Source organism: Nocardia sp. FDAARGOS_372 (assembly GCF_002554515.1).
Lineage (GTDB): Bacteria > Actinomycetota > Actinomycetes > Mycobacteriales > Mycobacteriaceae > Nocardia > Nocardia farcinica.
Genome location: NZ_PDDW01000001.1, coordinates 2879968 through 2906159 on the forward strand (window position 1 = coordinate 2879968; position 26192 = coordinate 2906159).

27 protein-coding genes are annotated in these 26192 nt (G+C 71.9%); 8 read left to right on the forward strand and 19 right to left on the reverse strand.

Going from position 1 to position 26192, the window contains the following annotated elements; all coding sequences use genetic code 11:
• The first annotated feature begins 106 nt into the window (after nucleotides 1-106).
• Together CRM89_RS13915 and CRM89_RS13920 are read left to right on the forward strand one after the other, a co-directional pair.
• Complete coding sequence (locus CRM89_RS13915; RefSeq protein ID WP_098086984.1) at nucleotides 107-1237, forward strand: phosphotransferase family protein; 1131 nt, start codon at nucleotides 107-109, stop codon at nucleotides 1235-1237.
• Between the two features lie 7 nt (nucleotides 1238-1244).
• Complete coding sequence (locus CRM89_RS13920) at nucleotides 1245-2372, forward strand: hypothetical protein (protein ID WP_098084303.1); 1128 nt, start codon at nucleotides 1245-1247, stop codon at nucleotides 2370-2372.
• A 39-nt stretch (nucleotides 2373-2411) separates the two neighbouring features.
• On the opposite strand, the gene CRM89_RS13925 is transcribed toward CRM89_RS13920, so the two are convergent.
• From CRM89_RS13925 to mqo, 6 genes are all read right to left on the reverse strand, one after another.
• A complete protein-coding gene (locus CRM89_RS13925) occupies nucleotides 2412-2801 on the reverse strand; it encodes a cobalamin biosynthesis protein (protein WP_229434765.1) in 390 nt (129 codons plus the stop codon).
• Nucleotides 2798-4222, reverse strand: a complete 1425-nt coding sequence (locus tag CRM89_RS13930; RefSeq protein ID WP_098086986.1) for a cobyrinate a,c-diamide synthase — start codon at nucleotides 4220-4222, stop codon at nucleotides 2798-2800. Before CRM89_RS13930 ends, CRM89_RS13925 begins: the two co-directional genes overlap by 4 nt.
• On the reverse strand, nucleotides 4219-4833 hold the full coding sequence (gene cobO, locus CRM89_RS13935; protein WP_060594865.1) for a cob(I)yrinic acid a,c-diamide adenosyltransferase: 615 nt from the start codon (nucleotides 4831-4833) through the stop codon (nucleotides 4219-4221). The genes CRM89_RS13930 and cobO overlap by 4 nt, the downstream gene beginning before the upstream one ends.
• A 268-nt stretch (nucleotides 4834-5101) precedes the next feature.
• On the reverse strand, nucleotides 5102-7015 hold the full coding sequence (locus tag CRM89_RS13940) for a magnesium chelatase subunit D family protein (protein ID WP_098084306.1): 1914 nt from the start codon (nucleotides 7013-7015) through the stop codon (nucleotides 5102-5104).
• A gap of 189 nt (nucleotides 7016-7204) precedes the next feature.
• On the reverse strand, nucleotides 7205-7654 hold the full coding sequence (locus CRM89_RS13945) for a GNAT family N-acetyltransferase (protein ID WP_011210618.1): 450 nt from the start codon (nucleotides 7652-7654) through the stop codon (nucleotides 7205-7207).
• Between the two features lie 149 nt (nucleotides 7655-7803).
• Nucleotides 7804-9327, reverse strand: a complete 1524-nt coding sequence (gene mqo / locus CRM89_RS13950) for a malate dehydrogenase (quinone) (RefSeq protein WP_098084308.1) — start codon at nucleotides 9325-9327, stop codon at nucleotides 7804-7806.
• A 259-nt stretch (nucleotides 9328-9586) separates the two neighbouring features.
• On the opposite strand from mqo, the gene CRM89_RS13955 reads away from it, so the two are divergent.
• Complete coding sequence (locus tag CRM89_RS13955; protein WP_011210620.1) at nucleotides 9587-10627, forward strand: alpha/beta hydrolase; 1041 nt, start codon at nucleotides 9587-9589, stop codon at nucleotides 10625-10627.
• On the opposite strand, the gene CRM89_RS13960 is transcribed toward CRM89_RS13955, so the two are convergent.
• Genes CRM89_RS13960 through map form a run of 3 tightly spaced genes read right to left on the reverse strand, consistent with a single transcriptional unit; the run spans nucleotide 10607 to nucleotide 13674 of the window.
• Complete coding sequence (locus CRM89_RS13960; RefSeq protein ID WP_086846336.1) at nucleotides 10607-11170, reverse strand: hypothetical protein; 564 nt, start codon at nucleotides 11168-11170, stop codon at nucleotides 10607-10609. The two genes, CRM89_RS13955 and CRM89_RS13960, sit on opposite strands and share 21 nt — an antisense overlap.
• Nucleotides 11171-11228: 58 nt before the next feature.
• Nucleotides 11229-12791 (reverse strand): cobyric acid synthase, encoded by a 1563-nt coding sequence (locus CRM89_RS13965; protein ID WP_098084311.1) that lies wholly within the window; start codon nucleotides 12789-12791, stop codon nucleotides 11229-11231.
• Nucleotides 12792-12810: 19 nt separating this feature from the next.
• Nucleotides 12811-13674: a type I methionyl aminopeptidase gene (map, locus tag CRM89_RS13970; RefSeq protein ID WP_011210623.1), complete on the reverse strand. Its 864-nt coding sequence runs from the start codon at nucleotides 13672-13674 to the stop codon at nucleotides 12811-12813.
• Nucleotides 13675-13842: 168 nt separating this feature from the next.
• Here map and CRM89_RS13975 point away from each other — a divergent pair, with 168 nt between their 5' ends.
• Complete coding sequence (locus tag CRM89_RS13975; RefSeq protein ID WP_086846316.1) at nucleotides 13843-14649, forward strand: SDR family NAD(P)-dependent oxidoreductase; 807 nt, start codon at nucleotides 13843-13845, stop codon at nucleotides 14647-14649.
• Nucleotides 14650-14739: 90 nt separating this feature from the next.
• Here the strand turns inward: CRM89_RS13975 and CRM89_RS13980 are convergent, their stop codons facing one another.
• Nucleotides 14740-16446: a 3-ketosteroid-delta-1-dehydrogenase gene (locus tag CRM89_RS13980; protein WP_060594863.1), complete on the reverse strand. Its 1707-nt coding sequence runs from the start codon at nucleotides 16444-16446 to the stop codon at nucleotides 14740-14742.
• Between the two features lie 201 nt (nucleotides 16447-16647).
• On the opposite strand from CRM89_RS13980, the gene CRM89_RS13985 reads away from it, so the two are divergent.
• Entirely contained in the window at nucleotides 16648-16995 is a 348-nt protein-coding gene (locus CRM89_RS13985; RefSeq protein ID WP_060594862.1) for a hypothetical protein, read from the forward strand.
• Nucleotides 16988-17164 (forward strand): hypothetical protein, encoded by a 177-nt coding sequence (locus CRM89_RS30960; protein WP_157838430.1) that lies wholly within the window; start codon nucleotides 16988-16990, stop codon nucleotides 17162-17164. The genes CRM89_RS13985 and CRM89_RS30960 overlap by 8 nt, the downstream gene beginning before the upstream one ends.
• On the opposite strand, the gene CRM89_RS13990 is transcribed toward CRM89_RS30960, so the two are convergent.
• The 8 genes from CRM89_RS13990 to CRM89_RS14025 all read right to left on the reverse strand — a co-directional run bounded on the left by CRM89_RS13990 (nucleotide 17161) and on the right by CRM89_RS14025 (nucleotide 24218).
• The gene (locus tag CRM89_RS13990; protein WP_011210628.1) at nucleotides 17161-18027 is read right to left on the reverse strand and encodes an alpha/beta fold hydrolase; all 867 of its coding nucleotides are present in this window, start codon (nucleotides 18025-18027) and stop codon (nucleotides 17161-17163) included. The two genes, CRM89_RS30960 and CRM89_RS13990, sit on opposite strands and share 4 nt — an antisense overlap.
• Before the next feature lie 82 nt (nucleotides 18028-18109).
• Nucleotides 18110-18625, reverse strand: coding sequence for a flavin reductase family protein (locus tag CRM89_RS13995; protein WP_011210629.1), 516 nt, complete (start codon nucleotides 18623-18625; stop codon nucleotides 18110-18112).
• Nucleotides 18626-18695: 70 nt separating this feature from the next.
• The gene (locus tag CRM89_RS14000) at nucleotides 18696-19661 is read right to left on the reverse strand and encodes an alpha/beta hydrolase (protein ID WP_098086987.1); all 966 of its coding nucleotides are present in this window, start codon (nucleotides 19659-19661) and stop codon (nucleotides 18696-18698) included.
• Nucleotides 19662-19673: 12 nt separating this feature from the next.
• Nucleotides 19674-21284, reverse strand: a complete 1611-nt coding sequence (locus CRM89_RS14005) for an NAD(P)/FAD-dependent oxidoreductase (protein WP_098084314.1) — start codon at nucleotides 21282-21284, stop codon at nucleotides 19674-19676.
• Nucleotides 21281-22234 (reverse strand): VOC family protein, encoded by a 954-nt coding sequence (locus tag CRM89_RS14010; RefSeq protein WP_011210632.1) that lies wholly within the window; start codon nucleotides 22232-22234, stop codon nucleotides 21281-21283. Before CRM89_RS14010 ends, CRM89_RS14005 begins: the two co-directional genes overlap by 4 nt.
• An 85-nt stretch (nucleotides 22235-22319) precedes the next feature.
• Nucleotides 22320-23402, reverse strand: a complete 1083-nt coding sequence (locus CRM89_RS14015) for a ferredoxin--NADP reductase (RefSeq protein WP_098084317.1) — start codon at nucleotides 23400-23402, stop codon at nucleotides 22320-22322.
• A 152-nt stretch (nucleotides 23403-23554) separates the two neighbouring features.
• Nucleotides 23555-23815: a metal-sensitive transcriptional regulator gene (locus CRM89_RS14020; protein WP_041560309.1), complete on the reverse strand. Its 261-nt coding sequence runs from the start codon at nucleotides 23813-23815 to the stop codon at nucleotides 23555-23557.
• Nucleotides 23799-24218, reverse strand: coding sequence for a DUF302 domain-containing protein (locus tag CRM89_RS14025; protein ID WP_011210635.1), 420 nt, complete (start codon nucleotides 24216-24218; stop codon nucleotides 23799-23801). The genes CRM89_RS14020 and CRM89_RS14025 overlap by 17 nt, the downstream gene beginning before the upstream one ends.
• A gap of 96 nt (nucleotides 24219-24314) precedes the next feature.
• On the opposite strand from CRM89_RS14025, the gene CRM89_RS30965 reads away from it, so the two are divergent.
• Together CRM89_RS30965 and CRM89_RS14030 are read left to right on the forward strand one after the other, a co-directional pair.
• The gene (locus tag CRM89_RS30965) at nucleotides 24315-24452 is read left to right on the forward strand and encodes a hypothetical protein (protein ID WP_167547544.1); all 138 of its coding nucleotides are present in this window, start codon (nucleotides 24315-24317) and stop codon (nucleotides 24450-24452) included.
• Between the two features lie 87 nt (nucleotides 24453-24539).
• Nucleotides 24540-25550, forward strand: a complete 1011-nt coding sequence (locus CRM89_RS14030) for an LLM class flavin-dependent oxidoreductase (protein ID WP_011210636.1) — start codon at nucleotides 24540-24542, stop codon at nucleotides 25548-25550.
• 44 nt (nucleotides 25551-25594) lie between these two features.
• Here CRM89_RS14030 and CRM89_RS14035 read toward each other — a convergent pair whose 3' ends face one another.
• Nucleotides 25595-26071, reverse strand: coding sequence for a hypothetical protein (locus CRM89_RS14035; RefSeq protein ID WP_098084320.1), 477 nt, complete (start codon nucleotides 26069-26071; stop codon nucleotides 25595-25597).
• Between the last annotated feature and the right edge of the window lie 121 nt (nucleotides 26072-26192).

Sequence of the window (26192 nt, forward strand, 5' to 3'; positions counted from 1 at the left end):
GCGAGAGAACTGTAACGCGTTACAGTCGGCCTCACTCGATGCGACGGCGCACCGGCCCCGTGGGCGTCCCGCTCGGGCGATGAAGCACAGCCTCAGGAGGTTCACGATGGCAGGCGAGGCAGATCCCGCGCAGCGGCGGCAGTTGACGGTCAGCGAGCGGGATCTCGACGGCCTCGCCGCCGACCTGTCGGCCTGGCTGCACGAGCGGACCGGCGCGGATTCGGCACCGGCGGTGACGGGACTCAGCAGACCGCAGAACTCCGGAATGTCGAGTACCTCGGTGCTTTTCGACGCCGCCTGGCAGGTCGGCGGGCGATCCGAGCAGGGCGCGTTCGTGGCGCGACTGGCGCCGGACCCGCGCGACTTCCCGGTCTTCCACACCTACGACCTGGCCACCCAGTACCACGTGATGGCCGGGGTCGCCGCGGCCACCGACGTGCCGGTGCCGCAGCTGTACTGGCTCGAGACCGACCCGGCGGTGCTGGGCACCGAGTTCTTCGTGATGCGACGGGTGGAGGGCCGTATTCCCACCGACAATCCGCCCTACGTCTTCCTCGGCTGGCTCTTCGACGCCACCCCCGAGGAACGGGCGCTACTGGCCACCCGCACGGTCGAGACGATCGCCGCCGTCCACGCCATCCCCGACGCCGCCGCCAGGTTCCCGATGCTGGACGGTCCCGGCCCGGCGTTGCGCAGGCACGTGGACTGGCATCGCGCCTGGTACGACTGGGCGCTGGCCGACGACGGCTACCGCATCCCGATCATCGAGCGCGGCTTCGACTGGCTCGAGGCGCACTGGCCCGCCGATCCCGGCCCGGAGGTGCTCTCCTGGGGCGATGCCCGGCCCGGCAACATCATCTTCGACGGCTTCGAACCGGTCGCGGTGCTGGACTGGGAGATGGCCGCGCTCGGCCCCCGCGAGATCGACGTGGCCTGGACGGTGTTCATCCATCGCTTCTTCCAGGACATCGCCACCCGCTTCGACCAGCCCGGCCTGCCCGATTTCCTGCGCCGCTCCGATGTGGTCGCCACCTACCAGCGGATCACCGGCCACACCGTGCGCGACCTGGACTTCTACCTGGTCTACGCCGCGCTGCGACACGCCATCGTGATGGCCAGGATCAAGCGGCGGATGCTGCACTTCGGCGAGGACACCGACTGCGCCGACCGCGACGACTACGTCATGCACCGCGCGGTGCTGGCCGCGATGCTCGACGGCACCTACGAATGGGATTGAGGACACGATGAGCGCAGCCACGCGCGTGCCCGGCTCGGCGCCGGTGCCCCTGGACGAATACCCCGTCCACCAGACCCCGCTCTCGCTGGCCCGGGTGGCCGGCAGCGACCGGAACTTCTACGACCGCAGCTATTTCAACGCCCACGACCGCGACGGCGGCACCCTGGCGATCACCGGGTTCGGGGTGTACCCCAATCTCGGTGTCACCGACGCCTACCTGGCGGTGCGGCGCGGCGACCTGGTGCGGTCGGTGCGCTTCTCCGACGCGCTGGGCGATCGCGGACTGGACATGCGGGTCGGCGGCTACCGCATCGAGGTGCTCGAACCGCTGCACCGGCTGCGGGTGGTCTGCGAGCACGACGACCTCGCCTGCGACCTCACCTGGACCGGCGCGTTCCCCACGGTGGCCGAGCAGCCGCACCTGATCCTCAACGGCGCCCGCCCGATCATCGATGCGTCCCGGTTCGCGCAGGTGGGCGCGTGGTCGGGCACGCTCAGTGTCGAGGGCACCGACATCACCGTGGACGAGCAGGTGTGGACCGGCACCCGCGACCGGTCCTGGGGCATCCGCCCGGTCGGGGAGGCCGAGCCGCCCGGACGGGCCGCCGCCGAGCCCTCCGGTGGCTTCTGGTGGCTGTACATGCCGTTGCGGTTCGACGACTTCGCCGTGGTGGTGATCGTGCAGGAGAACCCGGACGGCTACCGCACCCTCAACGACGCGGTGCGGGTCTGGCCGGACGGACGCGTCGAGCAGCTGGGCTGGCCGCGCGTCGACATCGACTACCGGTCCGGATCGCGGCATCCGGTCGGCGCCCGGCTGTCGATGACCACGCCCGACGGTAAACCGCTCGAGGTGGAGATCCGCACCGGGACCGGCATTCCCCTGCATGTCGGCTGCGGGTACGGCGGCGACCCGGACTGGCAGCACGGCCAGTGGAAGGGGCGCGGCTGGGCGGAGTTCCGTCGCTACGACCTCACCGATCCGGCGATCGTCCCCCGCATCCCGTTCGGTGTCACCGACCATGTCGCGCACGCCCGCTGCGGGGATGCGGAGGGCTGGGGGTTGTTCGAACACGCGAGCATCGGACGGCACGATCCCACCGGCTTCGCCGACTGGGGCGCGGTCGCGCCCTGACCGAGTCCTCGGCCCGGCACGAACCGCAGGCCCGGACGATCAGGCGCACGCCGCCGCCGCGACGGTGACCCCGCCGACCACGGTCTTGGCCAGGACCAGCGGCCCGCCCGCCGCGGCGAGGCGCGCGGCGGCTTCGGCGATGCCGGTCGCGCCGGTCGCCGCGGCCACGCGGGCCGACGGGTTCGGCACCGAGACGGCGGCCAGCCGGTCGGGTGGGTAGGCCAGCAGCGGAACACCGAGCTGTACCGCGGCGTCGGGCATCCCGCTGTCGGCCACCCGGCGGTCGAGGGTGGCCAGCCGACGGCAACGGTGCTCGCCCAGCACGGCGCGCACCGCCGCGACGATGTCGGCGGCGGGGGTGCCGGGGCGGCACCCGACGCCGACCGCGAGTTCCCGCGCGGACAGCCCGGCGGCACCGGCGGTGGTCACCGCGGCATCCGGGCGTGGTCGGCGGCCGCCGCGACGAACCGGACCGTCGCGCTCGGGTTTCCGGCGGGATGGGTGTGCAGGTACGAGGCGTGCACGCGGCGGGTGAGCAGCCCTTCGCGGACGGTGGCACCGGCGGGGTCGCGCCAGCCCCAGGCGGGCCGGTCGACCACGGCGGTGGTCAGGCGGGTGCGGTGGAATTCGTGGCCGCGGACGCGTTCGCCGGCCCGCCACAGCGGGGAATCGGCCAGCGCGACGGCCTCGCGATACCCGAGGGTCAGGCGCGGACCGAATTCGGCCTCGGCGTCGACCACCCCGGCCAGCGCGTGGCCGTCCAAGGATCGGGTGAGATACAGCAGGCCCGCGCATTCGGCGTGGATCGGCAGCCCGGCGGCGGCGCGTTCCCGCACCTCGGTGAGCAACGGGGTGTTGGCCGCCAGCGCCGCGGCGTGCTCCTCGGGGAACCCGCCGGGCAACACCAGACCCGCTGTGCCCGTGGGCAATTCGTCACGCAAGGGATCGAACACGACCACCCGCGCGCCTGCCGCCGCGAGCAGCTCGCGGTGCTCGGCGTAGCCGAAGGTGAAGGCGGGTCCACCGGCCATCGCGATCACCGGTCCGTCCGCCGCGGCAGGCTGCGCATCGGTGGTCCCCCGGTGGTCGGCCAGCACAGTGCGGACCACGTCCGCCGGATCCCACGCGGGCTCGGCCGCCGTGCACCGGGCCAGGGCCGCCACCGCGCCCAGGTCCACGTGGGCGGCGACGAGATCGGTCATCGCCGCCACGGCGTCGGTGGCGGCGCGACCGTGCTCCACGGCCGGGATGAGACCCAGGTGCCGGGACGGGACCTCGAGTGCCCCCATCCGCGGCAGCGCGCCGAGCACGGGCAGCCCCACGCGGGCGCAGGCCGCGCGCAGCACCTGTTCGTGCCGTTCGCTGCCCACCCGGTTGAGGATCACACCGCCGAGCCGCACGCCGCTGTCGAAGGTGGCGAAGCCGTGCAGCAGCGCGGCCAGGCTCTGACTGTGGCCGCGGGCATCGACGACCAGCACCACCGGCGCGCCGAGCAGCCCGGCCACCTGGGCGGTGGAGCCCTCCGCGACCGGGGCCGGATCGCCCTCGTCGATGCGGCCGTCGAACAGGCCCATCACCCCCTCCACCACGGCCAGGTCGCAGCCCGCCGTGCCGTGGCGGTACAGCGGCGCGATCCGCTCGGCGCCCACCAGCACCGGGTCGAGGTTGCGGCCGGGCCGTCCCGCCGCCAGACCGTGATAGCCGGGATCGATGTAGTCGGGCCCGACCTTGAACGGCGCGACCCGGTGCCCGGCGCGGCGCAGCGCGCCGATCAAGCCGGTGGCCAGCGTGGTCTTGCCGCTCCCCGAGGCGGGCGCGGCGACGACCACCGCGGGGACCGGGCCGTTCACCACTCGATGCCCCGCTGGCCCTTGCGGCCCGCGTCCATCGGATGCTTCACCTTCGTCATCTCGGTCACCAGGTCGGCGGCCTCCAGCAGCGCGGGCGGCGCGTCCCGGCCGGTGATCACCACGTGCTGGTTGCCCGGCCGATCGACCAGGGTGGCGACCACCTCGTCCACGTCGACCCAGCCCCATTTGAGCGGATAGGTGAACTCGTCGAGCACGTAGAACCGGTGCTCCTCGGCGGCGAGTCTGCGCGCGATCTCCCGCCACCCGGCCAGCGCGGCCGCGGCGTGATCCTCCTCGCTGCCGTGCTTGCGGGTCCAGGACCAGCCCTCGCCCATCTTGTGCCACTGCACGGGGCCGCCGACGCCGGTCTCCTCGTGCAGCTTTCCGAGCGTGCGGAAGGCGGCCTCCTCCCCCACCTTCCATTTGGCGCTCTTGACGAACTGGAACACCGCCACATCGAAGCCCTGGTTCCAGGCGCGCAACGCCATCCCGAAAGCCGCGGTGGATTTGCCCTTGCCCGGACCGGTGTGCACGGCCAGCACCGGCTGGTTGCGGCGCTGCCGCGTGGTCAGCCCGTCGTCGGGCACCGTCTCCGGCACACCCTTAGGCATCCTCACTCCTCGTATTCCCGTGCCGCACCGGCACTTTCACTTCGCCACCCGGTCCGTCGAGCGGGCGGCCTCCATGGTGACGCTGCGCTACCACCTCCGCCCGCTGACCCGCTCAGGCGGTGTCTGATTCTGCCCGAGCGGGGCGGCCTCCGTGGTGACGCTGCGCTACCGCCTCCGGCCGCTGACCCGCTCAGGCGGTGTCTGATTCTGCCTGAGCGGGGCGGCCTGCGTGGTGACGCTGCGCTACCGCCTCCGGCCGCTGACCCGCTCAGGCGGCGCGCGGCGATCGGGCGGGGTCGGCCGCGCGCACGACGTCGGCGACCGCCGCTCCGGTCAGCTCGCCGAGCCGCACCAGCGTGCCGCCCAGCGCCCGCGCCAGGTCGGCGGCCAGCCCGAGGCGGACCATGCCGCGCTCGCAGTCGACCACCATCGCGGTGACGCCGTCGCGGGCCAGCAGCCCCGCCGCCGTCTTCGCCCGGCCCACCGGATCGGCGCCGCCGGTGGCGCGGCCGTCGGTGAGCAACACCAGCATCGGCCGCCTGCGCGGGTCGCGGACGCGCTCGCGGGCGACGATCTCGCGCGCCCGCAGCAGACCCGCCGCCAGCGGGGTCTTGCCGCCGGTGCGCAGGCCCGCGAGCCTGCGGACCGCGATGTCCACCGAGGAGGTCGGCGGCAGCACCAGGTCCGCGGTCGCGCCGCGCACGCTCACCACCGCCACCTTGTCGCGGCGCTGATAGGCGTCGCGCAGCAAGGTGACGATCGCGCCGGTCACCGCCGACAGCCGGTCCCTGGCGGCCATAGAGCCGGAGGCATCGACCACGAACACGACCAGATTGCCTTCGCGGCCTTCGCGATACGCGCCGCGCAGATCTTCCGGCGCGAGCGCGAGCGGCCCGGCGAGGCGGCCGCGCGTGCGCTGGTGCGGCGCGGCGGCGAAGACGGTGCCGAGCAGGTGCAGGCCGGTCCCCGGCTCGGTGGTGGAGCGGACCACCCGGCCGGTGCGGGTCTGGGCGCGGGAACGGCGGCCGGGGGCGCCTTCGCCGACGCCGGGCACCTCCCAGCGCGGCGGTTTCGCGGCGCCGGGCGCCGGGGTTCCGGTCCGCCCTTCGGGGGCCTGCCCGCCACCCGGCCCGCCCTCGGGCGGTGTGCCGGGGTCGTCGGGGCCGTCGCCGGGATCCTCGCCGCGGTCCGCGGAGCGCGGCGGCTGGTCGGGCTCGTCGGTGGCAGGCGGTTCGGCCTGCTCGGCCGCGTCGCGCATGGCCTGGTCGAGTTGTTCCTCGCTGATACCCGGCTCGTCGAAGGGGTCACGGCGACGGCGATGCGGCAGCGCCAGTTCCGCCGCCACCCGCACGTCCTCGGCCTCGACCGCGTCGGCCCCACGCCACGCGGCGTGCGCGGTGGCCGTGCGCGCGACCACCAGGTCCGCGCGCATGCCGTCGACGTCGAAGGCCGCGCACAGGGCGGCGATCCGGCGCAATTCGGTGTCGTCGAGTTCGACGCAGGCGACCCGCTCGCGAGCGGCGAGAATGCGGTCGGCGATCTCCCGGTCGGCGGCGGCGTAGCGCGCGGCGAACCCGGCCGGGTCGGCCTCGTAGTCGAGCCTGCGCCGCACCACGGTCATGCGGACGTCCACGTCACGGGAGGCGGCCACGTCGACGGTGAGGCCGAAACGGTCCAGCAGCTGCGGACGCAGCTCGCCCTCCTCCGGGTTCATGGTGCCGACCAGCACGAAGCGCGCCGGATGCGAATGCGAGACGCCGTCGCGTTCGACGTGCACCCGGCCCATCGCGGCCGCGTCGAGCAGCACGTCCACCAGGTGGTCGTGCAGCAGATTGACCTCGTCGACGTAGAGCACGCCGTGGTGGGCGGCGGCCAACAGCCCGGGCCGGAACGCCTGTTCGCCGTCGCGCAGCACCCGCTCCAGATCCAGTGAGCCGACCACCCGGTCCTCGGTCGCGCCGACCGGCAGCTCCACCAGTCGCGCGGGCCGCGCCCCGGTCTCGTCCACCACCGGCGGCAACAGCTGCGCCAGCGCCCGCACCACCGTCGACTTCGCGGTGCCCTTCTCGCCGCGCACCAACACCCCGCCGATCCCCGGATGCACCGCACACAGGATCAGCGCCAACTGCAGCCGCTCCTGCCCGACCACGGCCGAGAACGGAAACCCCGCCTCCTCCGTCACCGACGAACCACCGGCATGCGCTCTTTCAGCGTGGGACAACGACACACCCCCACCCTAAGCACGCCCCCACCACCCCCGGACCACCACCCCGCCGCCGCTCCCCCGCGACGGCGGCGGCGGACGGTATGTCTCCGGATCGCCGATCCACCGGCCGTCGGTGCCGAAGCAGCCGGTCGATCCGGAGTCGGTCTATCCGCGGCGCATGGGGACGTGGCGGATGCCGTCTTCGACGAATTCCGCGCCGTCGGGTTGGAAGCCGTGCTTGGCGTACATGTCCACGAGGTAGGTCTGGGCGTTGAGGCGGACGGTGGCGGAACCGGCCTCGGCGAGGGCGGCCTGGAGCAGGCGGGTGGTGTAGCCGTGGCCGCGGGCGGCGGGGGCGGTGCAGAGGCGGCCGATGCGGAAGGACTTGACGCCGTCGTTGTGCTCTTCGAGCAGGCGCAGGGTGCAGATGACCTCACCCTCGTCGTCGAGCCAGAAGTGGCGGGTCTCCGGCAGCAGGTCGAGCCCGTCCAACTCCGGGTACGCGCACTTCTGTTCGACGACGAACACTTCGACGCGGAGTTTCAACAGCTGGTACAGGGTGGCGGTGTCGAGATCCGCGGCCCAGGAACGTTTGAGAACAACTGTCGACATCATCGCGCTTTGCTATCACACCGGGGCCGCTGCCCGCCACATCTGCGGCGCGCTGCGCGGTCGCACAGCGCGCCGTCGCCGGCCTCCGAGCAGGTCACGGCCGTCCGACAGACGGCGCGGACGGCTCGGACGGCTCAGACTGCTCAGACTGCTCAGACGGCGGAACCGACCCCGGCCGCCTGCGGGGTGTTCGACTCCGACAGGTGCAGCGCCTTGGTCGTCCAGTCCCACACCTCGTGGAACAGGGCCTTGTCCTCGGACAGCTTCACCCCGAGCGAGGGGATCATCTCGCGCAGTCGCGGGGTCCAGTCGGCGTATTCGCGCGGGAAGCAGCGCTGCAACACGTCCAGCATGGCGGTGACGCAGGTGGACGCGCCCGGCGAGGCGCCGAGCAGACCGGCGATGGTGCCGTCCTGGGCCGCGATGACGGCGGTGCCCAGCTCCAGCACACCACCCACGCCCTTGCGGCGGATGATCTGCACCCGCTGGCCCGCGGTGATGAGTTCCCAGTCGCGGCCGTTGGCGCGCGGGATGAACTCCTCCATCGTGTAGACCTTGCCCGCCTGCGACTTGAGCAGCTCCGAGACCAGGTACTTCACCAGCGACAACTCGGTGACGCCGACGCCGAGCATGGGCGCGATGTTGCCGGGGCGCACCGACTTGAACAGGTCGGCGTTGCTGCCGTCCTTGAGGAACTTCGGGGTCCAGCCCGCGTAGGGGCCGAACAGCAGGCCCGGCTTGCCGTTGATGACGCGGGTATCCAGGTGCGGCACCGACATCGGCGGCGCGCCCACGGCGGCCTTGCCGTAGACCTTGGCTTCGTGCTTGTCGATCAGCTCGGGGTTGGTGCAGCGCAGGAACTGGCCGCTGACCGGGAACCCGGCGAAGCCCTTGATCTCCTTGATGCCGGACTTCTGCAGCAACGGCAGCGCGCCGCCGCCCGCGCCGACGAAGACGAACTTGGCCGAGATGGTGCGGGTCCGGCGGGTGCGGGTGTTGCGCACGGTGACCGTCCAGCTGCCGTCGGACTCCTTGGACAGGTTGCGCACCTCGTGGCCGAAGGCCAGGTCCGCGCCGGTGGCGCCGAGGTAGGCGAGCAGTTCCTTGGTGAGCGAGCCGAAGTCGATGTCGGTGCCGCCGTCGGTCCAGTTCAGCGCGATCGGGTCGGAGAAGTCGCGGCCCTTGGTCATCAGCGGCAGCCTGCGGCTGAACTCGTCGGGGCTGTCGATGAACTCCATGCCCTCGAACAGCGGGTGCGGCGCGAGCGCGTCGTAGCGCTTGCGTAGGTACTGCACGTCGTCGGCGCCGTGCACGAAGCTGACGTGCGGGATGGGGTTGATGAAGCGGGACGGATCACCGAGGATGCCGTTCTCCACCGCGTAGGCCCAGAACTGCCGCGAGACCTGGAAGCGCTCGTTGATGTCGATCGCCTTGCTCACGTCCACCGAGCCGTCGGGGCGCTGCGGGCTGTAGTTGAGCTCGCACAGTGCCGAGTGGCCGGTGCCCGCGTTGTTCCACGGGTCGCTGCTCTCGGCGGCGGCGGCGTCGAGTCGCTCGAACAACGAGATCGACCACTCCGGCTGGAGCCGGCGGAGCAGCGCGCCGAGGGTGGCACTCATGATTCCGGCACCGATGAGTACCACATCGGTCTTTTCAGTCCTGGCAGCGTTCGGCACGGGTAGATCGACTTCCTTGTCACTGTCTGGCGCGGCCACCGTGGCCTGCCTGGGTTGTAACGAGCCTGGCGTGACTCGGCGGGGGTAGGTTACCCGCCGTTCACCTGAGGCCAATTGTGCACCTCATCTCCTGCGATCCCGGCAGCGGACCCGGTGAATGTGACAAAGATTCCTCCTGCGCCGCTGGTCGTGTGGGGTCTACTTTCCTGGGTAGCGCTGGCCTAGATTGGCTCTCGTGACGAAAGAACCCTCCGCGGGCGTGTCCGATATCACTGCGGCGAGCGGGGCGCGGTGGCGGCCGGACGTCCTGGGCGCGGACTACGAACAGCACACCATCGAGCTGGGCGCCGACCCCGACGGGGAAGGTGACATCGCGGCGACGCTGGTGCGGCACGTGCCGGGCTCGGCAAGCGAGGCCACCGACTGCGCCGTGCTCTACGTGCACGGGTTCACCGACTACTTCTTCCAACGCCACCTCGCCGAGCACTTCGCCGCGCGGGGGCACCGGTTCTATGCGCTTGACCTGCGCAAGTGCGGCCGCTCGCTGCGCTCCGGCCAGAGCCCGCACTACGTCACCGACCTGGCCTTCTACGACGCCGAACTGGACGAGGCGCTGCGCATCGTGCGCGCCGAGACGGGCGCGCCGGTGCTGCTGGTCGCGCACTCCACCGGCGGGTTGATCGTGCCGCTGTGGCTGGACCGGCGCAATCGGGCCGGGGGCACCGCCGCCGCCGGGGTGATCGGGCTGGTGCTCAACAGCCCCTGGTTCGATCTGCAGGGGCCCTCGTACTACCGCACCATCGGCACGCCGCTGATCGACGCGCTCGGCCGGTTCCGGGCCACCTCCCGGCTGCCCGGCGCGGGGATCAGCACCTACGGCGACAGCCTGCACAAGAGCGTGGCCGGGGAATGGGACTACAACCTGGACTGGAAGCCGCTGGCCGGTGCGCCGGTGCGGTTCGGCTGGCTGCGCGCGATCCGGCGCGGGCACTTCCGGCTGCACCAGGGCCTGGACGTGGGGGTGCCCTCGCTGATCCTGCGGTCGCGGCTGACGAAGTTCCTGCGCAAGTACGGTCCCGCCGCCGACGTGGCCGACACGGTGCTCGATGTCAAGCAGATCCAGCGCTGGTCGGGCTGCCTGGGCGATCGCACCAACATCGTGCCGATCGACGGCGCCCGCCACGACGTGTTCCTGTCGTCGGAGCAGCCGCGGGCGCAGGCGTTCGCCGAGCTGGACCGGTGGCTGGACTGGCTCGCCGAATACCGGCGCGCGGCGGCCTCACCAGAGACTGGTGCGTAGCACGATCTCGGTGGCCATTTCGTGGTCGGCCTCGGTGGCGACATTGTCGACGTCGACCTCCACCACCCGGAATTCGCCGTAGACGTGGCGGCCGGAGGCGTCGGCCACCGGCCGCGGCAGCCCCTTGGTGACCAGCACGGTCACCGGCAGTTCCAGCGGGCGGCAGTGGGTGTCGGCGACGGTGCCGTCCGGGCCGGGGACGGCGGGGTGGGCGCGGTCGGCGACGACGAGGCTGATGAACCGTCCGAACGGGCCCGAGCACAGCCGCCAGCCGATCTCGGCGCCCGCGCCACGCCCGGCGACGTGCGCGTACGGGACACCGAGGGCGTCGAGCAGGGCGTGCACATCGGCGGGTTCGAGGCCCTCGACCGACTCCACCGCGAGCGTGCGCAGATCCGAGGTCGTCAGCCGGGCCACCACCTGGTCGAACACGTCGACCGGGTCGCCCACGTCGGGCAGCAGCAGCACCGTGTGTCGCGTTTCGGGGCCGTCGACGCGGACGGTGAACGTCCGGTCGCCGACCGTGATCCGGCGAGACTCCATGTCGAGACGGTACACCGGCGCGGGGTGGCGTCGAAGGGGTCGCGTCACACCGATGCCGCTACGCCTGCCCGACGGTGAGCACCGGGAGCCCGGTGGGCGCACCATCGGTGAGGATCCGCTCGAGCGCGTCCTGATCGAGGTGCTTCTCGACCAGATCGGCGAGCAGGTCCAGTTGTCCGGCGCGCACGGCGGCCACCGAGGTGTCGGGCGCCACCTGGAAGCCGTGGCGACCGGCGCGCGCGGCGACCTCCCGCAACCAGGCGCGGCGGAACCCGTCGCTCTCCAACAGCCCGTGCACGTGGGTGCCCCAGGCCCCGCCCGTCACGGACCCTTCCGGCGACAGCGGCACGGCGTCCTCGCCCCCGTCGACCGCCGCCTCCGGTGCGTCGACGAGCCCGAGCCACGGCGCGTCGCCGGACCGGCGCACCCGGCCGTGGTGGATCTCGTACCCGCGCACCGGGTTTCCCGCGCCCACCCCGGTCACCCGCCGCAGCACCTTCGGCGCGGCGAACTCGGTCTCCAGGTCGAACACGCCCAGCCCGGCGACCTCGCCCGCCCCGGACTCGACCTCGTCCACGATGCGCCGCCCGAGCATCTGGTACCCGCCGCAGATCGCGAGCACCGGCCGGCCCGCGGCCACCCGCGCCCGTAACGCCTCGCCGAGACCGGTGCGGCGCAACCACGCCAGATCCGAGACGGTCGACTTGCTGCCGGGCACCACGACGAGATCGGCGTCGGCGAGCCGGGAGGGCTCGCTCACCCAGCGCACCGCGACGCCGGGTTCGCAGGCCAGCGCCTCCACGTCGGTGGAGTTGGAGATGCGCGGCAACCGCACCGCCGCGACCGTCAGCCACTCGGTCCCCACCGGCGGGCGCGGCCGGCCGACCGGCGCGTCGGCGACGGTGCCGAGCGAATCCTCGGCGTCCAGCCACAGCTCCTCGGCAAACGGCAGGACGCCGAGAGTGGGCCTGCCGGTGAGTTCGGCGAGCCGGTCGAGCCCGGGCCGTAACAGGTCGACGTCGCCGCGGAACTTGTTGACCACGAAGCCGGCGATCAACCGCTGGTCGTCGGGCTCGAGCACGGCCACGGTGCCGAACAGGTGGGCCAGCACGCCGCCGCGGTCGATGTCGCCGACGACGAGCACCGGCAGGTCCGCGGCGCGGGCCAGCCCCATGTTGGCCAGATCGGTGGCGCGCAGGTTGATCTCCGCGGGCGAACCGGCGCCCTCGCAGAGCACCACGTCGAATTCGGTCCGCAAGGAAGCCAATTCGGCGGCGACGACCTCGCGCAGGGCGGTGCGGTGGCGGAAGTAGTCGGCGGCGCCGACGGTGTCGACGGCCTGACCGCGCACCACCAGTTGCGAGCGCCGGTCGCTGCCGGGTTTCAACAGCACCGGGTTGAACCGCACGCTGGGTTCGAGCCCGCACGCGCGGGCCTGCAACGCCTGGGCGCGGCCGATCTCCCCGCCGTCGAGGGTGACCACGGAGTTGTTGGACATGTTCTGCGCCTTGAACGGCGCCACCCGCACGCCACGGCGCGCCAGCATCCGGCACAGCCCGGCCACCACCACGCTCTTTCCCGCGTCGGAGGTGGTGCCCGCGACCAGCAGCGCGCCCTTCACCGGCGGTGTCCGGCCGCGGTCACGGCAGAGTGAGCACTTCCGCGCCGGTCTCGGTGACGACCAGCGTGTGCTCGAACTGCGCGGTCCACTTGCGGTCCTTGGTCACCACGGTCCAGCCGTCGTCCCAGATCTCGTAGTCGATGCCGCCGAGGTTGATCATCGGCTCGATGGTGAAGGTCATCCCGGGCTCGATGACGGTCTCCACCGCGGGCTGGTCGTAGTGCAGGATCACCAGGCCGTTGTGGAAGGTGGGGCCGACGCCGTGCCCGGTGAAGTCGCGCACCACGCCGTAGCCGAAACGGTTGGCGTAGGCCTCGATGACCCGCCCGATGACGTTGAGCGCCCGGCCCGGCCGCACCGCCTTGATGGCCCGGTTGGTGGCCTCCTCGGTGCGCTCGACCAGCAGCCGGACCTCCTCGTCGACGTCGCCGGCCAGGAAGGTCTTGTTGGTGTCGCCGTGCACGCCGTGGATGTAGGCGGTGACGTCGATGTTGACGATGTCGCCGTCCTGGATGACCGTCGAATCCGGGATGCCGTGGCAGATCACCTCGTTCAGCGAGGTGCAGCAGGACTTCGGGAAGCCCTTGTAGCCGAGCGTGGACGGGTAGGCGCCGTGATCGCACATGTACTCGTGCGCGATCCGGTCCAGTTCGTCGGTGGTGACCCCCGGTGCGACGGCCTTACCGGCCTCCTCCAGCGCCTGCGCGGCGATGCGGCAGGCGATCCGCATCTTCTCGATGGTCTCCGGGGTCTGCACCCACGGTTCGCTGCCCTCTTTCGCGGTCTTCTTCCACGCGTACTCCGGTCGCTCGATGGAGCGCGGCACCTCCCGGATCGGGGTCGGTGTGCCGGGAACGAGGGGCTGACGAGTGCGCACGGACATGCCGACAGCCTATCGGCAGCGGCGGTGGTGACGACCGCGGGAAGGCGCCGCGGCGACCCGCTGAGTGAGACACCCGTGTACTCCCGACCAGGTGGCGCGGCATCCTGGGGTGCCGGGCGGCGCCGCATCGGGTGAGCGCCGCCGTCACCAGAACAGGAGCTCACTCGTATGCCCCACCTCCAGCGTTATGACAACCGACGGGTCCTGGTCACCGGGGGCGGCAGCGGCATCGGCCAGGCCACCGTGCTGCGCATCCTGGCCGAGGGTGGCCGTGTCGTCGCCGCGGACATCAGCGAGGCCGGTTTGCAGGACACCGTCGCCAAGGCCGGCGAGCACGCGTCGAACCTGACCACCGTCGTGATGAACATCGCCGACGAGGAGTCGGTGCGGTCCGGTGTCGCCGAGGCGGTGCGGCACCTCGGCGGCCTCGACACGCTGGTCAACGCGGCGGGCGTGCTGCGCTCGGCGCATTTCGAGCAGACCAGCCTGGCCGATTTCGAGCAGGTGCTGCGGATCAACCTGGTGGGCACCTTCCTGGTGACGCGGGAGTCGATCGCGGCACTGCGGGCGGGCACCAGCCCGGCGGTGGTCAATTTCAGCTCCACCTCGGCCGCGTTCGCGCACCCGTACATGTCGGCCTATGCCGCGTCCAAGGCCGGTGTGCAGGCGATGACCCACGCGCTGGCCTCGGAGTTCAGCAAGGAGGGGATCCGCTTCAATTCGGTGCAGCCCGGCTCGATCTCCTCGGGCATGACCGACGGCAGCGGCGCCGCCAAGCAGAGTGTGGGCCCCGGCCTGCCCGCCGACGCCGACTTCGCGCTGTTCGCCAAGGCCTCCCCCGCGCTGCCGCTGCCCGGCGGCGCGATCTTCGCCGGGCCGGACTCGGTGGCCGCGGTGGTGGCCATGCTCGGCTCCCCGGACGCCTATTTCATGACCGGCACCGAGGTGCGCGTCGACGGCGGCTCGCACATGTGATCGCCGTCCCCGGCAACCGAACGCACCAAGGAAGGCCCGCCACCGGATCCGGTGGCGGGCCTTGTCGCTCGGGGACGGCGCAGCCGGTATCTATCCGCCGTCCCCGCGCGTCTGTGCCGCGTGCTGGGCCGCGATGTAGCCGTAGACGAGTCCCTGGCCGATGGTCGCGCCCGCACCGGGGTAGGTGGCGCCGAAGGCGTTGGCGGCGGTGTTGCCGATCGCGTAGAGGCCGTCGATGGCGCTGCCGTCCTCGCGCAGGACCCGCGCGTGTTCGTCGGCGACGACGCCGCCGCAGGTGCCCAGATCGCTGAGGATCATCTTCACCGCGTAGTACGGGGCCTTGGCCAGCGCGGCCAGGTTCGGGTTCGGCGACACCGTCGGGTCGCCGTAGTAGCGGTCGTACGCGCTGGCGCCGCGGTCGAATTCGGTGTCCACACCCGTTCCGGCGAGGTCGTTGAACTGCCGGAAGGTGGCGGTGAAGGTCTCCTCGGGCACCCCCATCGCCCGGGCCAGCGCGGCCGGATCGGCCGCCTTGTGCGCGATGCCCGCCTCGTACCATGACTTCGCCAGCGGCTGGCGCGGGTAGAACTGCCCGGCCAGGATGTAGCTGTTGCGGTAGCGCTGATCGAACACCAGCCACATGTCGGTGACCGGGTCGCCCGCGCGTTCCCTGGCCAGCAGCTGCTGCCCGAAGGACATGTAGTCGACGGCCTCGTTGACGAACCGCTTGCCGGTCTGGTCGACGATGAACGAGCCGGGCAGCGAACGCTCGGCGAGCATCACCGCGGGCGCGGCGCCGGGCAGCGGCGCGAACGCCGGGAACCACCACGCCTGATCCATCGACGCGATGCCCGCGCCGAGTTGCTGGGCGGCCTCGATGGCGTCACCGGTGTTGCCTTCCGCGCCGAGGCTGGCGTGTTCGGGCAGCGCCGGGGACTGGTACTTGCGGCGGGCCGCCATGTCGTGGTCGAAGCCGCCCGCGGCGAGGACGACACCGCGGCGGGCTGTCACGGTGACCTCGCGGTCGCCCTGCACCAGCACGGCACCGGTCACCCGGTCGCCGGTCATGACCAGGCGCACCAGGCTGGTCTCGGTCCAGACCGGGATGCCCGCGCGCAGCACACCGGCGAACAGGCCGGCCGCGAGCGCCTGACCGCCGGCCATGTACTCCCGGCCGATCAGCATGCCGCCGAGGCCGAGGGAGGCGCGTTTGACGATGCGCGGCAGCGCCTTCAGCGGTTTGCGCGCCAGCAGATTCATCCACTTGTAGTCGGCGCCGGTGACCGGCATCGGCACCGGCGCCTCCATGACGCCGGGCCGCAGCCGGGGCCGTTCCGCGCCGAGGACGGAGGCGTCGAACGGACGGCATTCGCAGGTGCGGCCTTCCGCGCGGCCGCCGGGCTGCTCGGGGTGGTAGTCCGAATAGCCCTCGGCCCAGAAGAACCGCATCGGGGTGGTGCGCTCCAGCATGGCGACCGCCGCGGGGCCGTTGTCCAGGAACGCCTGACCGCGCTCGGCGGGCGCCGAATCACCGACCACCGACCGGACATACGTGCCCGCCTCCGCCAGCGCCTGCGCGCCCTGGTCGGGCAGTATCGAGCTGCCCGGAATCCAGAACGCACCGCCCGAACGCGCGGTGGAACCGCCCACGTGGGCGGTCTTCTCGGCGATGACGACCGAGAGTCCGAGTTCGTGTGCGGCCAGCGCGGCCGCCATGCCCGTGCCCGAGCCGACGACCAGCAGATCGACGGTCACATCGTGGGCGGGCGTGCGCGGGGGCATCGTCTTGTTCACCATCAGTTGTTCACCATCAGTTCGGACTCCACTCCGGGGGTCGGGACGCGAGTGGACGTAACGTAGAATGTCGCGGGCGCGCCGCCGCCGCGCGTGTCCATTCAGCGGGAGTATCCGGCGTCCGGTGCGCGGGAGTACCGCGGCGCTCCCGGCCACCGGGAGATCGCCCCGCCGCCCACGCGGTCCCCACCTACGTTCGGGTACATGGACGATCGCACGCTCTACATCATCGACCGGGTGGTGCTGAAACCCGGGACCGCTCGCGCTTTCCTCGACGCCTATCTGACCGGGTACGTGCCCGGGGCGCGCGAGCGGGGGCTGACGCTGGAGCGGATCCTGGTGAGTCCGCCCGTGTGGATCGAGGGCGAGCCGAACACCGTGACCGCCACCTGGACGGTGCGCGGCCCGTCGGAGTGGTGGGCGGCGGCCGTGCGCGGCCGCCACGATCCCGGGCCGGCGCGGTGGTGGGAATCGATGGCGCCGATGATCGCCGAGCGCAGCCGGTCCACGGCCGCGCACCACGAGGATGTGGCGGGGTTGTGCGATGTATGAGGTGACCCGGCCGGTCGCCCGTACCCTGCCGCAGGCGCGCAACGGCGGCGACGTGCGCGCGCACCGCGCGGCCGTCGACAGCTCTCGCCCGCTGCTGTCGCGCGTCGGCAGCTCTCGCGCGAGACCGGCGCCGGTGGTCGACGCGGCGCCGGTCGCGGCGGCCGGCTAGCGGCCGAGGAAGGCCAGCACCACGGCCTCCCAGGCGCGCTTCTGCTCGATCATCACCCAGTGCCCGCAGTTGGGGAAGATGTGCACTTCGCCGTTGCGGAGCGTGCGCATCGGGAGCAGCGCCATGTCGACCGGGCTGACCCGGTCGTCACGGCCCCAGGTGACCAGGACCGGGGCGGTGATCCGGCCGAGATTCGCCCACCCCGGGGTGGTGTCGGCGGCGCGCGCCGCCTCGGCCATGCGGGCCAGCGCGGCGCTGCCGTACATGCGCCGCGAATTCTCCAGTGTGGCCGGGTCGGTCGCCTGCTGCCAGCGCTGCTCGATCAGTTCCTCGGTCACCAGCGACTGGTCGAACACCATCGACCGCAGCCACGCGATCAGCCGTTCCCGGGTGGGGTTGTCGACGAACTCGCCGAGCCGGATGATGCCCTCCCCCGGCTGCGCGCTGAACAACGGGGTGCCGATGCCGCCGATGGTGACCAGGCGCTCCACCCGCTCGGGCGCGGCGATGGCGAAATCGGTGGCGACGAAACCACCCATCGAGTTGCCGATGATGCGCACCTGTTCCAGGCCGAGCCCGTCGAGGAAGGCGCGCACGGCCTGCTGCGCCGACAGCATCGGGTGGACGGCGCCGAAATCGTCACTGACGCCGAACCCGGGGAACTCCAGGACCAACGTCCGGTAGTGCTCGGCGAAGACCGGGACGTTGCCGCCGAAGTTGCGCCATCCGGTGACGCCGGGGCCGGAGCCGTGCAGCAGCAGCAGCGGCGGCCCGTCCCCGCATTCGCGGTAGCGCAACACCCCGTGTTCGGTGGTGAGTTCGCGCAGTTCGGGGACGGCGAGGGTATCGACTGGAGTACTCATGCCCCGAGCCTGCCACCGGAGCGGCGCCCCGCCGGGCCGAATTCCCGGTGACCGGCACAGCTTTCCGCCGGGGCCGCCGGATTCACCGCGGGGTGCCGAGACTGCCGTAGCGGCCGCGGAAGAACACCAGCGGGTCCCGGTCGGTGGCGTGCAGGCTCCGCACCCGGGAGACGACGATGGTGTGGTCACCCGCCTCGTGTTCGGCCTGCGGCTCGGCTTCGATCCAGGCCAGGCACTCGCCGAGCACCGGAGCGCCGAGCGGCGACGGCGTCCAGTCCAGGCCCTGGAACTTGTCGGCGCCGCGAGCCGCCAGTTGGCGGCACACCGGCTCCTGCGCCGCGGCCAGGATGTTGACCACGTACCGCCCCGCCGCGCGCACCCGTGGCCACGATGTGCTCGTCGCGGCCACACAGAACGCGATCAGCGGCGGGTCGAGCGAGACCGAGGTGAACGAGTTGGCCGCCAGCCCGGTGGGTTGCCCGGTCTCGGGGTCGATACCGGTGATCGCGACGACGCCGGTGGCGAAATGCCCCAGCACATGCCGCATCAGGGTGGGGTCGAGCTCCGGCAGGTCGGTGCCGGTGAGGGTGTCGGTCATGGGTCACCTTCCAGGAGTGCGGCGCCCGTGCGGGCGTGGGTGTCGCGCGGCCTGCCCGTCGGCCGCCGGCTCATGCCGTGCCCTCGCCGACCGCGGGGCGCGGCGAGGCGAGGACCGCGCGCATCATCTGCCAGAGTTCCGCGCGGGCAGGTCCGGTGAGCGAGAGCTTCGGGAAGGTCAGGAACCCGTGGAACAGACCGTCGAAGCGGTGCGCGGTGACCGGCACGCCCGCCGCGGCCAGCCGCCGGGCGTAGTCCTCCCCCGCCGAGCAGGGCGGGTCGAGTTCGGCGGTGACGACCACCGCGGGCGGCAGCCCGGCGAGGCTGTCGGCCCTGGTGGGCACCAGATACGGACTGTCGGTGCCGTGCGGGGCGTACTGCTGCCAGTACCACCGCATGGCCTCGGTGGTGTTGTAGTACCCCGCGCCGTAACGGCGGTAGGACTCGGTGTCGAAGTCGTCGTCGATCACCGGATAGATCAGCACCTGCGCCGCGATCGGCGGGCCGCCCCGGTCGCGCGCGGCCAGGCTCACCGTGGCGGCGAGGTTCCCGCCCGCGCTGTCACCGGCCACCGCGATCCGCTCCGGGTCGCCGCCGAACTCGCCCGCGTGCCGGTGCACCCAGGTCACCGCGGCGTAGAGGTCCTCCATCGCCGCCGGACCGGGGTGCTCGGGCGCGCGGCGGTAGTCGACCGAGACGACCACCGCGTCCACCGCCTGCGCGGTGCTGCGGCAGAACTCGTCGTGGCTGTCCAGATCGCAGAAGACGAATCCGCCGCCGTGGGCGAACACCACCACCGGCCGCAGGGCGTCACCGTGCGGGACGTACACCCGCACCGTGAGATCCCCGCCCGGACCGGGTATCACGTGATCCCGCGCCGTCCGCATGTCCGGCTGACGGGTCAGCGGCGCGCGCCGGGCGGCGATGATCTCGCGGAGTTCGGCGGCCTCGTAGCGGGTGACGTCCGGGAACGACTCCAGTGCCGCGAGCATCGCCACCACGTCGGGGTGCAGATCGGACCGTCGCTGTGCGCCCATCTCGGTCACCCCTCACTCGTCCGCCGCGGCGCCGTCGAGGACGAAGCCCTTGTACCCGGCGGCGGCCACCTCGTCGCAGATCTGGCTGTAGTTGCCGAACCCGCCGATGTAGGGCATGAACACCCGCGGCTTCCCGGGGATGTTGGCGCCCAGATACCAGGAGTTGGCCTGCGGGAACAACGTGGCCGCGGCCTTGGTGTTGCACTCGGCCACCCACTGGTCCACCGCCTCGGCACCGGCCTCGATGGTGGTCACGTTGTGCTCGTCGAGATGATCCAGGCAGCGCGCGATCCAGTCCACGTGCTGCTCGGCCACCAGCACCATGTTCGCCAGCACGCTGGGGCTGCCCGGCCCGGCCAGGATGAACATGTTCGGGAAGCCCGCCACCGCCAGGCCCAGGTAGGTGCGCGGGCCTGCCGCCCATTCCTGCCGCAACTCCCGCCCGCCGCGGCCGCGGATGTCGATCCGCAGCAGCGAGCCGGTCATCGCGTCGAACCCGGTCGCGAAGATCAGCATGTCCAACTCGTAGGACCCGCCGCTGGTGCGCACACCGGTCGCGGTGATCTCCTCGATCGGAGTCCGCCGCAGGTTCACCAGGGTGACGTTGTCGCGGTTGTAGGTCTGGAAATAGCCGGTGTCGGTGACGATCCGCTTGGTGCCGATCGGATGGTCGGTCGGGATCAACTGCTCGGCGATCTCCGGGTCGGCCACCATCTCCCGGATCTTGGCCTCGACGTACTCGCGCGCGGTGTCGTTCGCCGCCTGGTTCGTCGTCTGGTCCGGGAACGCCTTGGCGAACAGGTAGCCGCCCCGCTGCCACCACTGGTCGTAGATCCGCCTGCGCTCGGCCTCGTCGACCTCGAGCGCACCCTTGGGATACGGACTGTTCGGCGTGCCGCCCCCGCTGATCCGCGACAGCCGCCGCCGCTCCGCGTAATTGGCCTTCACCTCGGCCACGAACTCCGGATCCAACCGCCGGTTGCCCGCCGGGATCGAATAGTTCGGGCTGCGCTGGAACACCACCACCTGCGCGGCCTCCTCGGCGATCACCGGAATCGCCTGGATCCCCGACGATCCGGTGCCGATCACGCCCACGCGCTTGCCGGCGAAACGCACCGGCTCGTGCGGCCACTCACCGGTGTGGTACAGCTCCCCGCCGAAACTGTCCCGGCCGGGGATGTCGGGTTTGTTCGTCGCCGACAACACACCCGTGGCGAGCACGCAGTAGCGGGCCGTCACCGTTCGGCCGGTGTCGGTGGAGACCGTCCACCGCGCCGTCTGTTCGTCGAAGACCGCCGCGGTCACCCGGGTCGAGAACTCGTAGGCCGAGCGCAGATCGTGCCGGTCGGCGACGTGCTCGAGGTACCGCAGGATCTCTTCCTGCGTCGCGATCCGCTCCGACCAGGTCCACTCCTGCTGCAACTCCTCGTCGAACGAATACGAGTAGTCGATGCTCTCCACATCGCACCGGGCGCCCGGATACCGGTTGTGGTACCAGGTGCCGCCCAGCCCCTCGGCGGACTCGAAGCCCCGCACCCGCATCCCGCGCTGCCGCAGTTTGTACACCGCGTACAGGCCCGAGATCCCGGCTCCGACCACCACGGCATCGAATTCGGTGCTCACGACGCCACTTCCCGCGGCTCGGCGGTCTGCGCGGCGGCCTCCTGCTGCGCCTGCTTCATCTCCCGCATCCACATCCACTCGTGGCCCCAGTAGCTGTCGGCGGTGATCTCCTCGGCGGTGTAGTAGGTCTCGTCGACGAGCTTGCCGCCGGTGCCGTACTCGATGTCCCAGCCGCCGGGCACCCGGACGTAGAAGGAGATCATCTTGTCGTTGGTGTGGCGGCCCAGCGTCGAGGACACCGGGAAGTCGCGCGCCATCACCTGGTCGTAGGCGCGGCCGACCGCGTCCAGTTCGTCGACCTCGACCATCACGTGGATCAGGCCGGGGTCGCGGCCCTCCAGGCTCGGCATGATGGCCAGACTGTGGTGGCGCTGGTTGACGCCGAGGAACCGGATCCGCTGCGGCGGCGCGTCCGGCGGCGACGGCATCCGGAACGCCCCGCGCGCGAGGAAGCCCAGCGTCTCGGTGTAGAAGGCGAACGACTCGTCGAAGTTGGTCGTGGGCATCACCACATGGCCGAGGCCCTGCTCGCCGGTGACGAAACGCTGGCCCCACTTGGTCAGCACCGGGCTGTGTTCGAGCACGGGCCCGTAGAAGAACTCCAGCGGTGTGCCGCCGGGGTCCTTGGCGCAGATACCCGCCTCGACCTTGCGGCGATCGGCCAGTTCCTGCGACATCTCGGTGTATTCCACCCCCGCGGCCTCCAGGGTGGCCGCCAGCCTGCGCAGCGCGGGCGCGTCCCGCACCTCCCAGCCGACGGCGGTCACCCGGTCCACCTCACCGTGTTCGACGGTGATGCGCGCGGGGCGCTCGTCCATCCGGAAGTGCAGGGCGTCCTCCTCGACGCCGAAGCCGGGGGCGAAACCCAACACCTCGAAACCGAGTTCGCGCCAGCGCTCCATGTCGGTGGCGTACACCCGGACGTAGCCGAGTCCTTTGATTTCGGTCATGGTTGCTCGTGTTTCCTTTCCGAACCGACCGCCGGTGACGTGCCGGAGATGGGGGACGATGGGTTGCTGTCAGTACTCGGGGCGTTCAGTACTCGATGGCGATCTCGTCGGTGACGGGCTCGGCCTGGCAGGCCAGGATGTAGCCGTCGGCGAGGTCGTCCTCGGTGAGGATCTCGTTGTGCGCCAACCGGACCCGGCCGGATTTCAACGTGCACACGCAGGCGCTGCAGGCACCTTCCCGGCACGAATACGGCGCGTCCACCCCCGCGGCGAGCAGCGCGTCGAGCAGGGTGCGCCCGGCCGCCCACGGCACCCGGCGCTCGTCCCCGTCGATGGCGACGTCCACCTGGCACACCACCTCGCCGCCGTCGCTTCCGTCGGCGGGTTCGGTGTCGGCGGCGAACGGGTCGGCCTGCAACGACAGGAACCGTTCGGAATGCACTCGGGCCCCGGGGAATCCGAGCGTCGCGCACACCTGCGCGGTGAGGTCCATCAGCGGGGCCGGTCCGCAGAGGAAGACGCTGCGGTCGAGGAAGGGCCGCAGCAGGGTCGACAACAACCGGCGGGACGGGTAGCCCTGCACCGACTCGAGCACGTGGATCACCGTGAACCGGTCACCGAAGCGGGCCTCGAGCGCGCGCAGTTCCGCGGCGAAGATCACCGAGGCCTCGTCCCGGTTGGCGTAGATCAGCACGACCTCGCCGGCACCGCCGAACAGGATCGATTTGGCGATCGCGATGACCGGGGTGATGCCGCTGCCCCCGGCCACCAGCACCACCGACTCGTCCAGCGAGCGCGGCGTGAATGTGCCGGCCGGTGGCAGCACCTCGAGTTCGTCACCCGCGGCGACGGTGTCACACAGCCAGTTGGAGCCGTGGCCGCCCTCGACCCGCTTCACGGTGAACTTCATGGCGGTGTCGCTGTGCGGCGAACTCGCCAGCGAGTAGCAGCGCCCCGACCCGCTGCCCGCGTCCGGCACCCGGACCGTCAGGAACTGACCGGGCCGGTAGCCGAAGGCCGCGGCGTGGTCCGGATGCGGCTCCACGACGAACGACCGCGCATCGGCGGTTTCGTCGATCACCTCGACCACGCGAACCACGCGTGCGCGCGAATCCGGCGCAGCCGGGCCCCCGGCAGCCCTGAGGCCGACACTGGTCTCCGCGGTCATCCGCCCTCCTGAGCCCTCTCGAATCGCAACCCGGGGCGTGTGGATCAGGCCCGGGATGCGGGAAGGCTACGGCGGTCAGGGGGGCGGCTGAGCCCGCTCGTCTCGCTGATCGGGACGGCATCTGCTCCAGCGGGCGGGTTCCGGCACCGGCCTCAGGCCAGGGCGAGGAACAGTTTCTCCATCTTCTTCACGTCCACGGAGTCGAGGTCGCCCTCGGCCAGGCAGCGTTGCAGGCCGGTGGCGACCAGGGCGTAGCCGCTGCGGCTGATGGCCTTGTCGACCGCGGCGAGCTGAGTGAGCACGTCCTCGCAGTCGGCGCCCGCCTCCATCATCCGGATGACGGAGGCGAGGTGACCGTGTGCCCGTTTGAGGCGGGTGGTCACCGCCTTCATCTCCTCAGCTTCGAGGCGCATGCCCGGCCTCCGCCTCGGTGAGATCGGCGAGCAGGCCGGTGAGCCGGGTCCGGGCGTCGGCCACGACCTCCGACAGTCCGGGCCGGTCGCTGAGCGAAGTCAGCACATCCGGATCCATCACGGTGACCGCGGTCGCCGATTCGCCCGCGCTGCGGACCACCACATTGCACGGCAGCAGCGCCGCCACCCGCGGATCGGCCTGCACCGCCCGATGGGCGAGCTGGGGGCGGCACGCGCCGAGGATCACCTGCGGCGGGGTCTCGACCCCCAGCTTCGCGCGCAGCGTCGCACTCAGATCGATCTCGGTGAGCACGCCGAACCCGGCGTCGGCCAGCCCGGCCCGCACCCGCGCCAGCGTCTGCTCGTACGGCTCGGCCACCGTGGCCTCGAGTGTGAAGTCCATCGGCTGTCTCCTTTCCTCCACCGTCGAGCCTACATCCCCCCAGGGGGATATGCTGCTGACCGAGAATCCCCGACCCAGCATCGAAAGGAAATCACCGTGTGCCAGCCGATCCGCTGCTCGACCTGCGGCAAGATCACCTGGACCGGATGCGGTCAGCACGTCGACCAGGTCCGCGCCCAGGTCCCCGCCGACCAGTGGTGCCCGGGCCACCCCGATCCCGGCCGGGCCGAGTGACCGGCGCCGATCCGGCCCGGAATACCGCACCCCGCCGCCCGGTTCAGTCGAGTAGTTGACATAGAAACTTCTCCGAGGGGACACGCCGTGGAACTGGGATTGACAACCTTCGCCGAGCGCTACCCGGTCGGCGACCGCCCGGCCCCGACCGCCGCCGAGCGGCTGCGCCAGGTGGTCGACGAGGCCGTGGCCACCGAGCAGGCCGGCCTGGACGTCTACGGCGTCGGCGAGCACCACCGCGTCGACTTCGCCGCGTCCGCGCCCGCGGTCGTCCTGGCCGCGATCGCCGCGCGCACCGAGCGCATCCGGCTCACCAGCGCGGTCACCGTCCTCAGCTCCGACGACCCGGTCCGCGCCTACCAGCAGTTCGCCACCCTCGACGGACTGTCGAACGGCCGGGCCGAGCTGATGGCGGGTCGCGGCTCGTTCACCGAATCGTTCCCGCTGTTCGGCTACGACCTGGCCGACTACGACGAACTCTTCGAGGAGAAGCTGGGCCTGCTGTTGCGGCTGCGCGAGGACGGGCCGGTCACCTGGTCGGGCAAGTTCCGGCCGCCGCTGCGCAGCACGATCGTGTACCCGCGCACCGAGGGCAGGCCGTTGCCGGTGTGGATCGCGGTGGGCGGCAGTCCCGAATCGGTGATCCGCGCGGGGCTGCTCGGCCTGCCGCTCGCGCTCGCCATCATCGGCGGCGAACCCGCGCGGTTCAAGCCGCTGGTGGAGCTCTATCACCGCGCGTTGGCCGAGGGTGGACACGAGCGGCAGCCGGTGGCGGTGCACGCGCACGGCTACGTCGCCGACACCGAGGAACAGGCCATCGCCGACTTCTACGACTCCTACGCGGTGGCGATGAGCAGGCTCGGCCGCGAACGCGGCTGGGGCGCGATGACCAGGGCGCACTTCGACCAGTTGCGCGCACCGGCGGGCTCCCTGGTCCTCGGCGATCCCGAGCAGGTGACGGAGAAGATCGCCGGCATCCGCGACACCCTCGGGCTGGACCGCTTCATGCTGCACACCAGCGTCGGCACGCTACCGCCGGAGAAGGTGCGGCACACCATCGAGCTGCTGGGCGAGAAGGTCGCGCCGCACCTGCGGTGACCTGCGGCAGCCGGCGCGCAGCCGCGGGCGGGGGTCGTTCGCGATCAGGCGTCACCGTCGCGGTCGGCGCCGCCGCGGTCACCCGCGTTCCGGTCGATCCGGCGTGGCCGGATCCGGCGCGGGGCGGGGGGCTTGCCGCTCGCGCGTTTCCGCTGCCAGGCGTGCAGCTCGACGAGTTCGCCGCCGCGCTCGGCCGCACCGGGCTCCGCCGCGGACCCGACCGGCCCGTCCGCCCCGGCCTGCCACGCCCCGGTCTCGGCCTGCAGTTCGGAGCGCAGCACCGGCCGGGTCGGCGGTGGATCGCCCGGTGCGTTGTCCCGCCAGGGCTTGTCCCGGCGTCCCGCGGGTTCCTCGACCACCCGCCGCGGCTGCCGCGGCAGCCGAACGACCGTGGACGGCTCCTCCGCGCCGCGCGCCGGGTCGTTCCTCGCGGGCTTCAATTCGTCCAGTTTGCGGCGCAGCTGATCGCGCACCGTGCGCTTTCCCGCCTCCGGCGGTCCGGGTGCTTCCCTGTCCGTCATGGTGCGGGCAGCCGGCGGCCACGGCACCGGTCGGTCGGGCTGGTCACGTCACTCACCCCTGCATTGTCCCCCGAGTGGGCGTGTCCGGTCACGGCCGTGTCGCCGCGCACGGCCGCCCGGC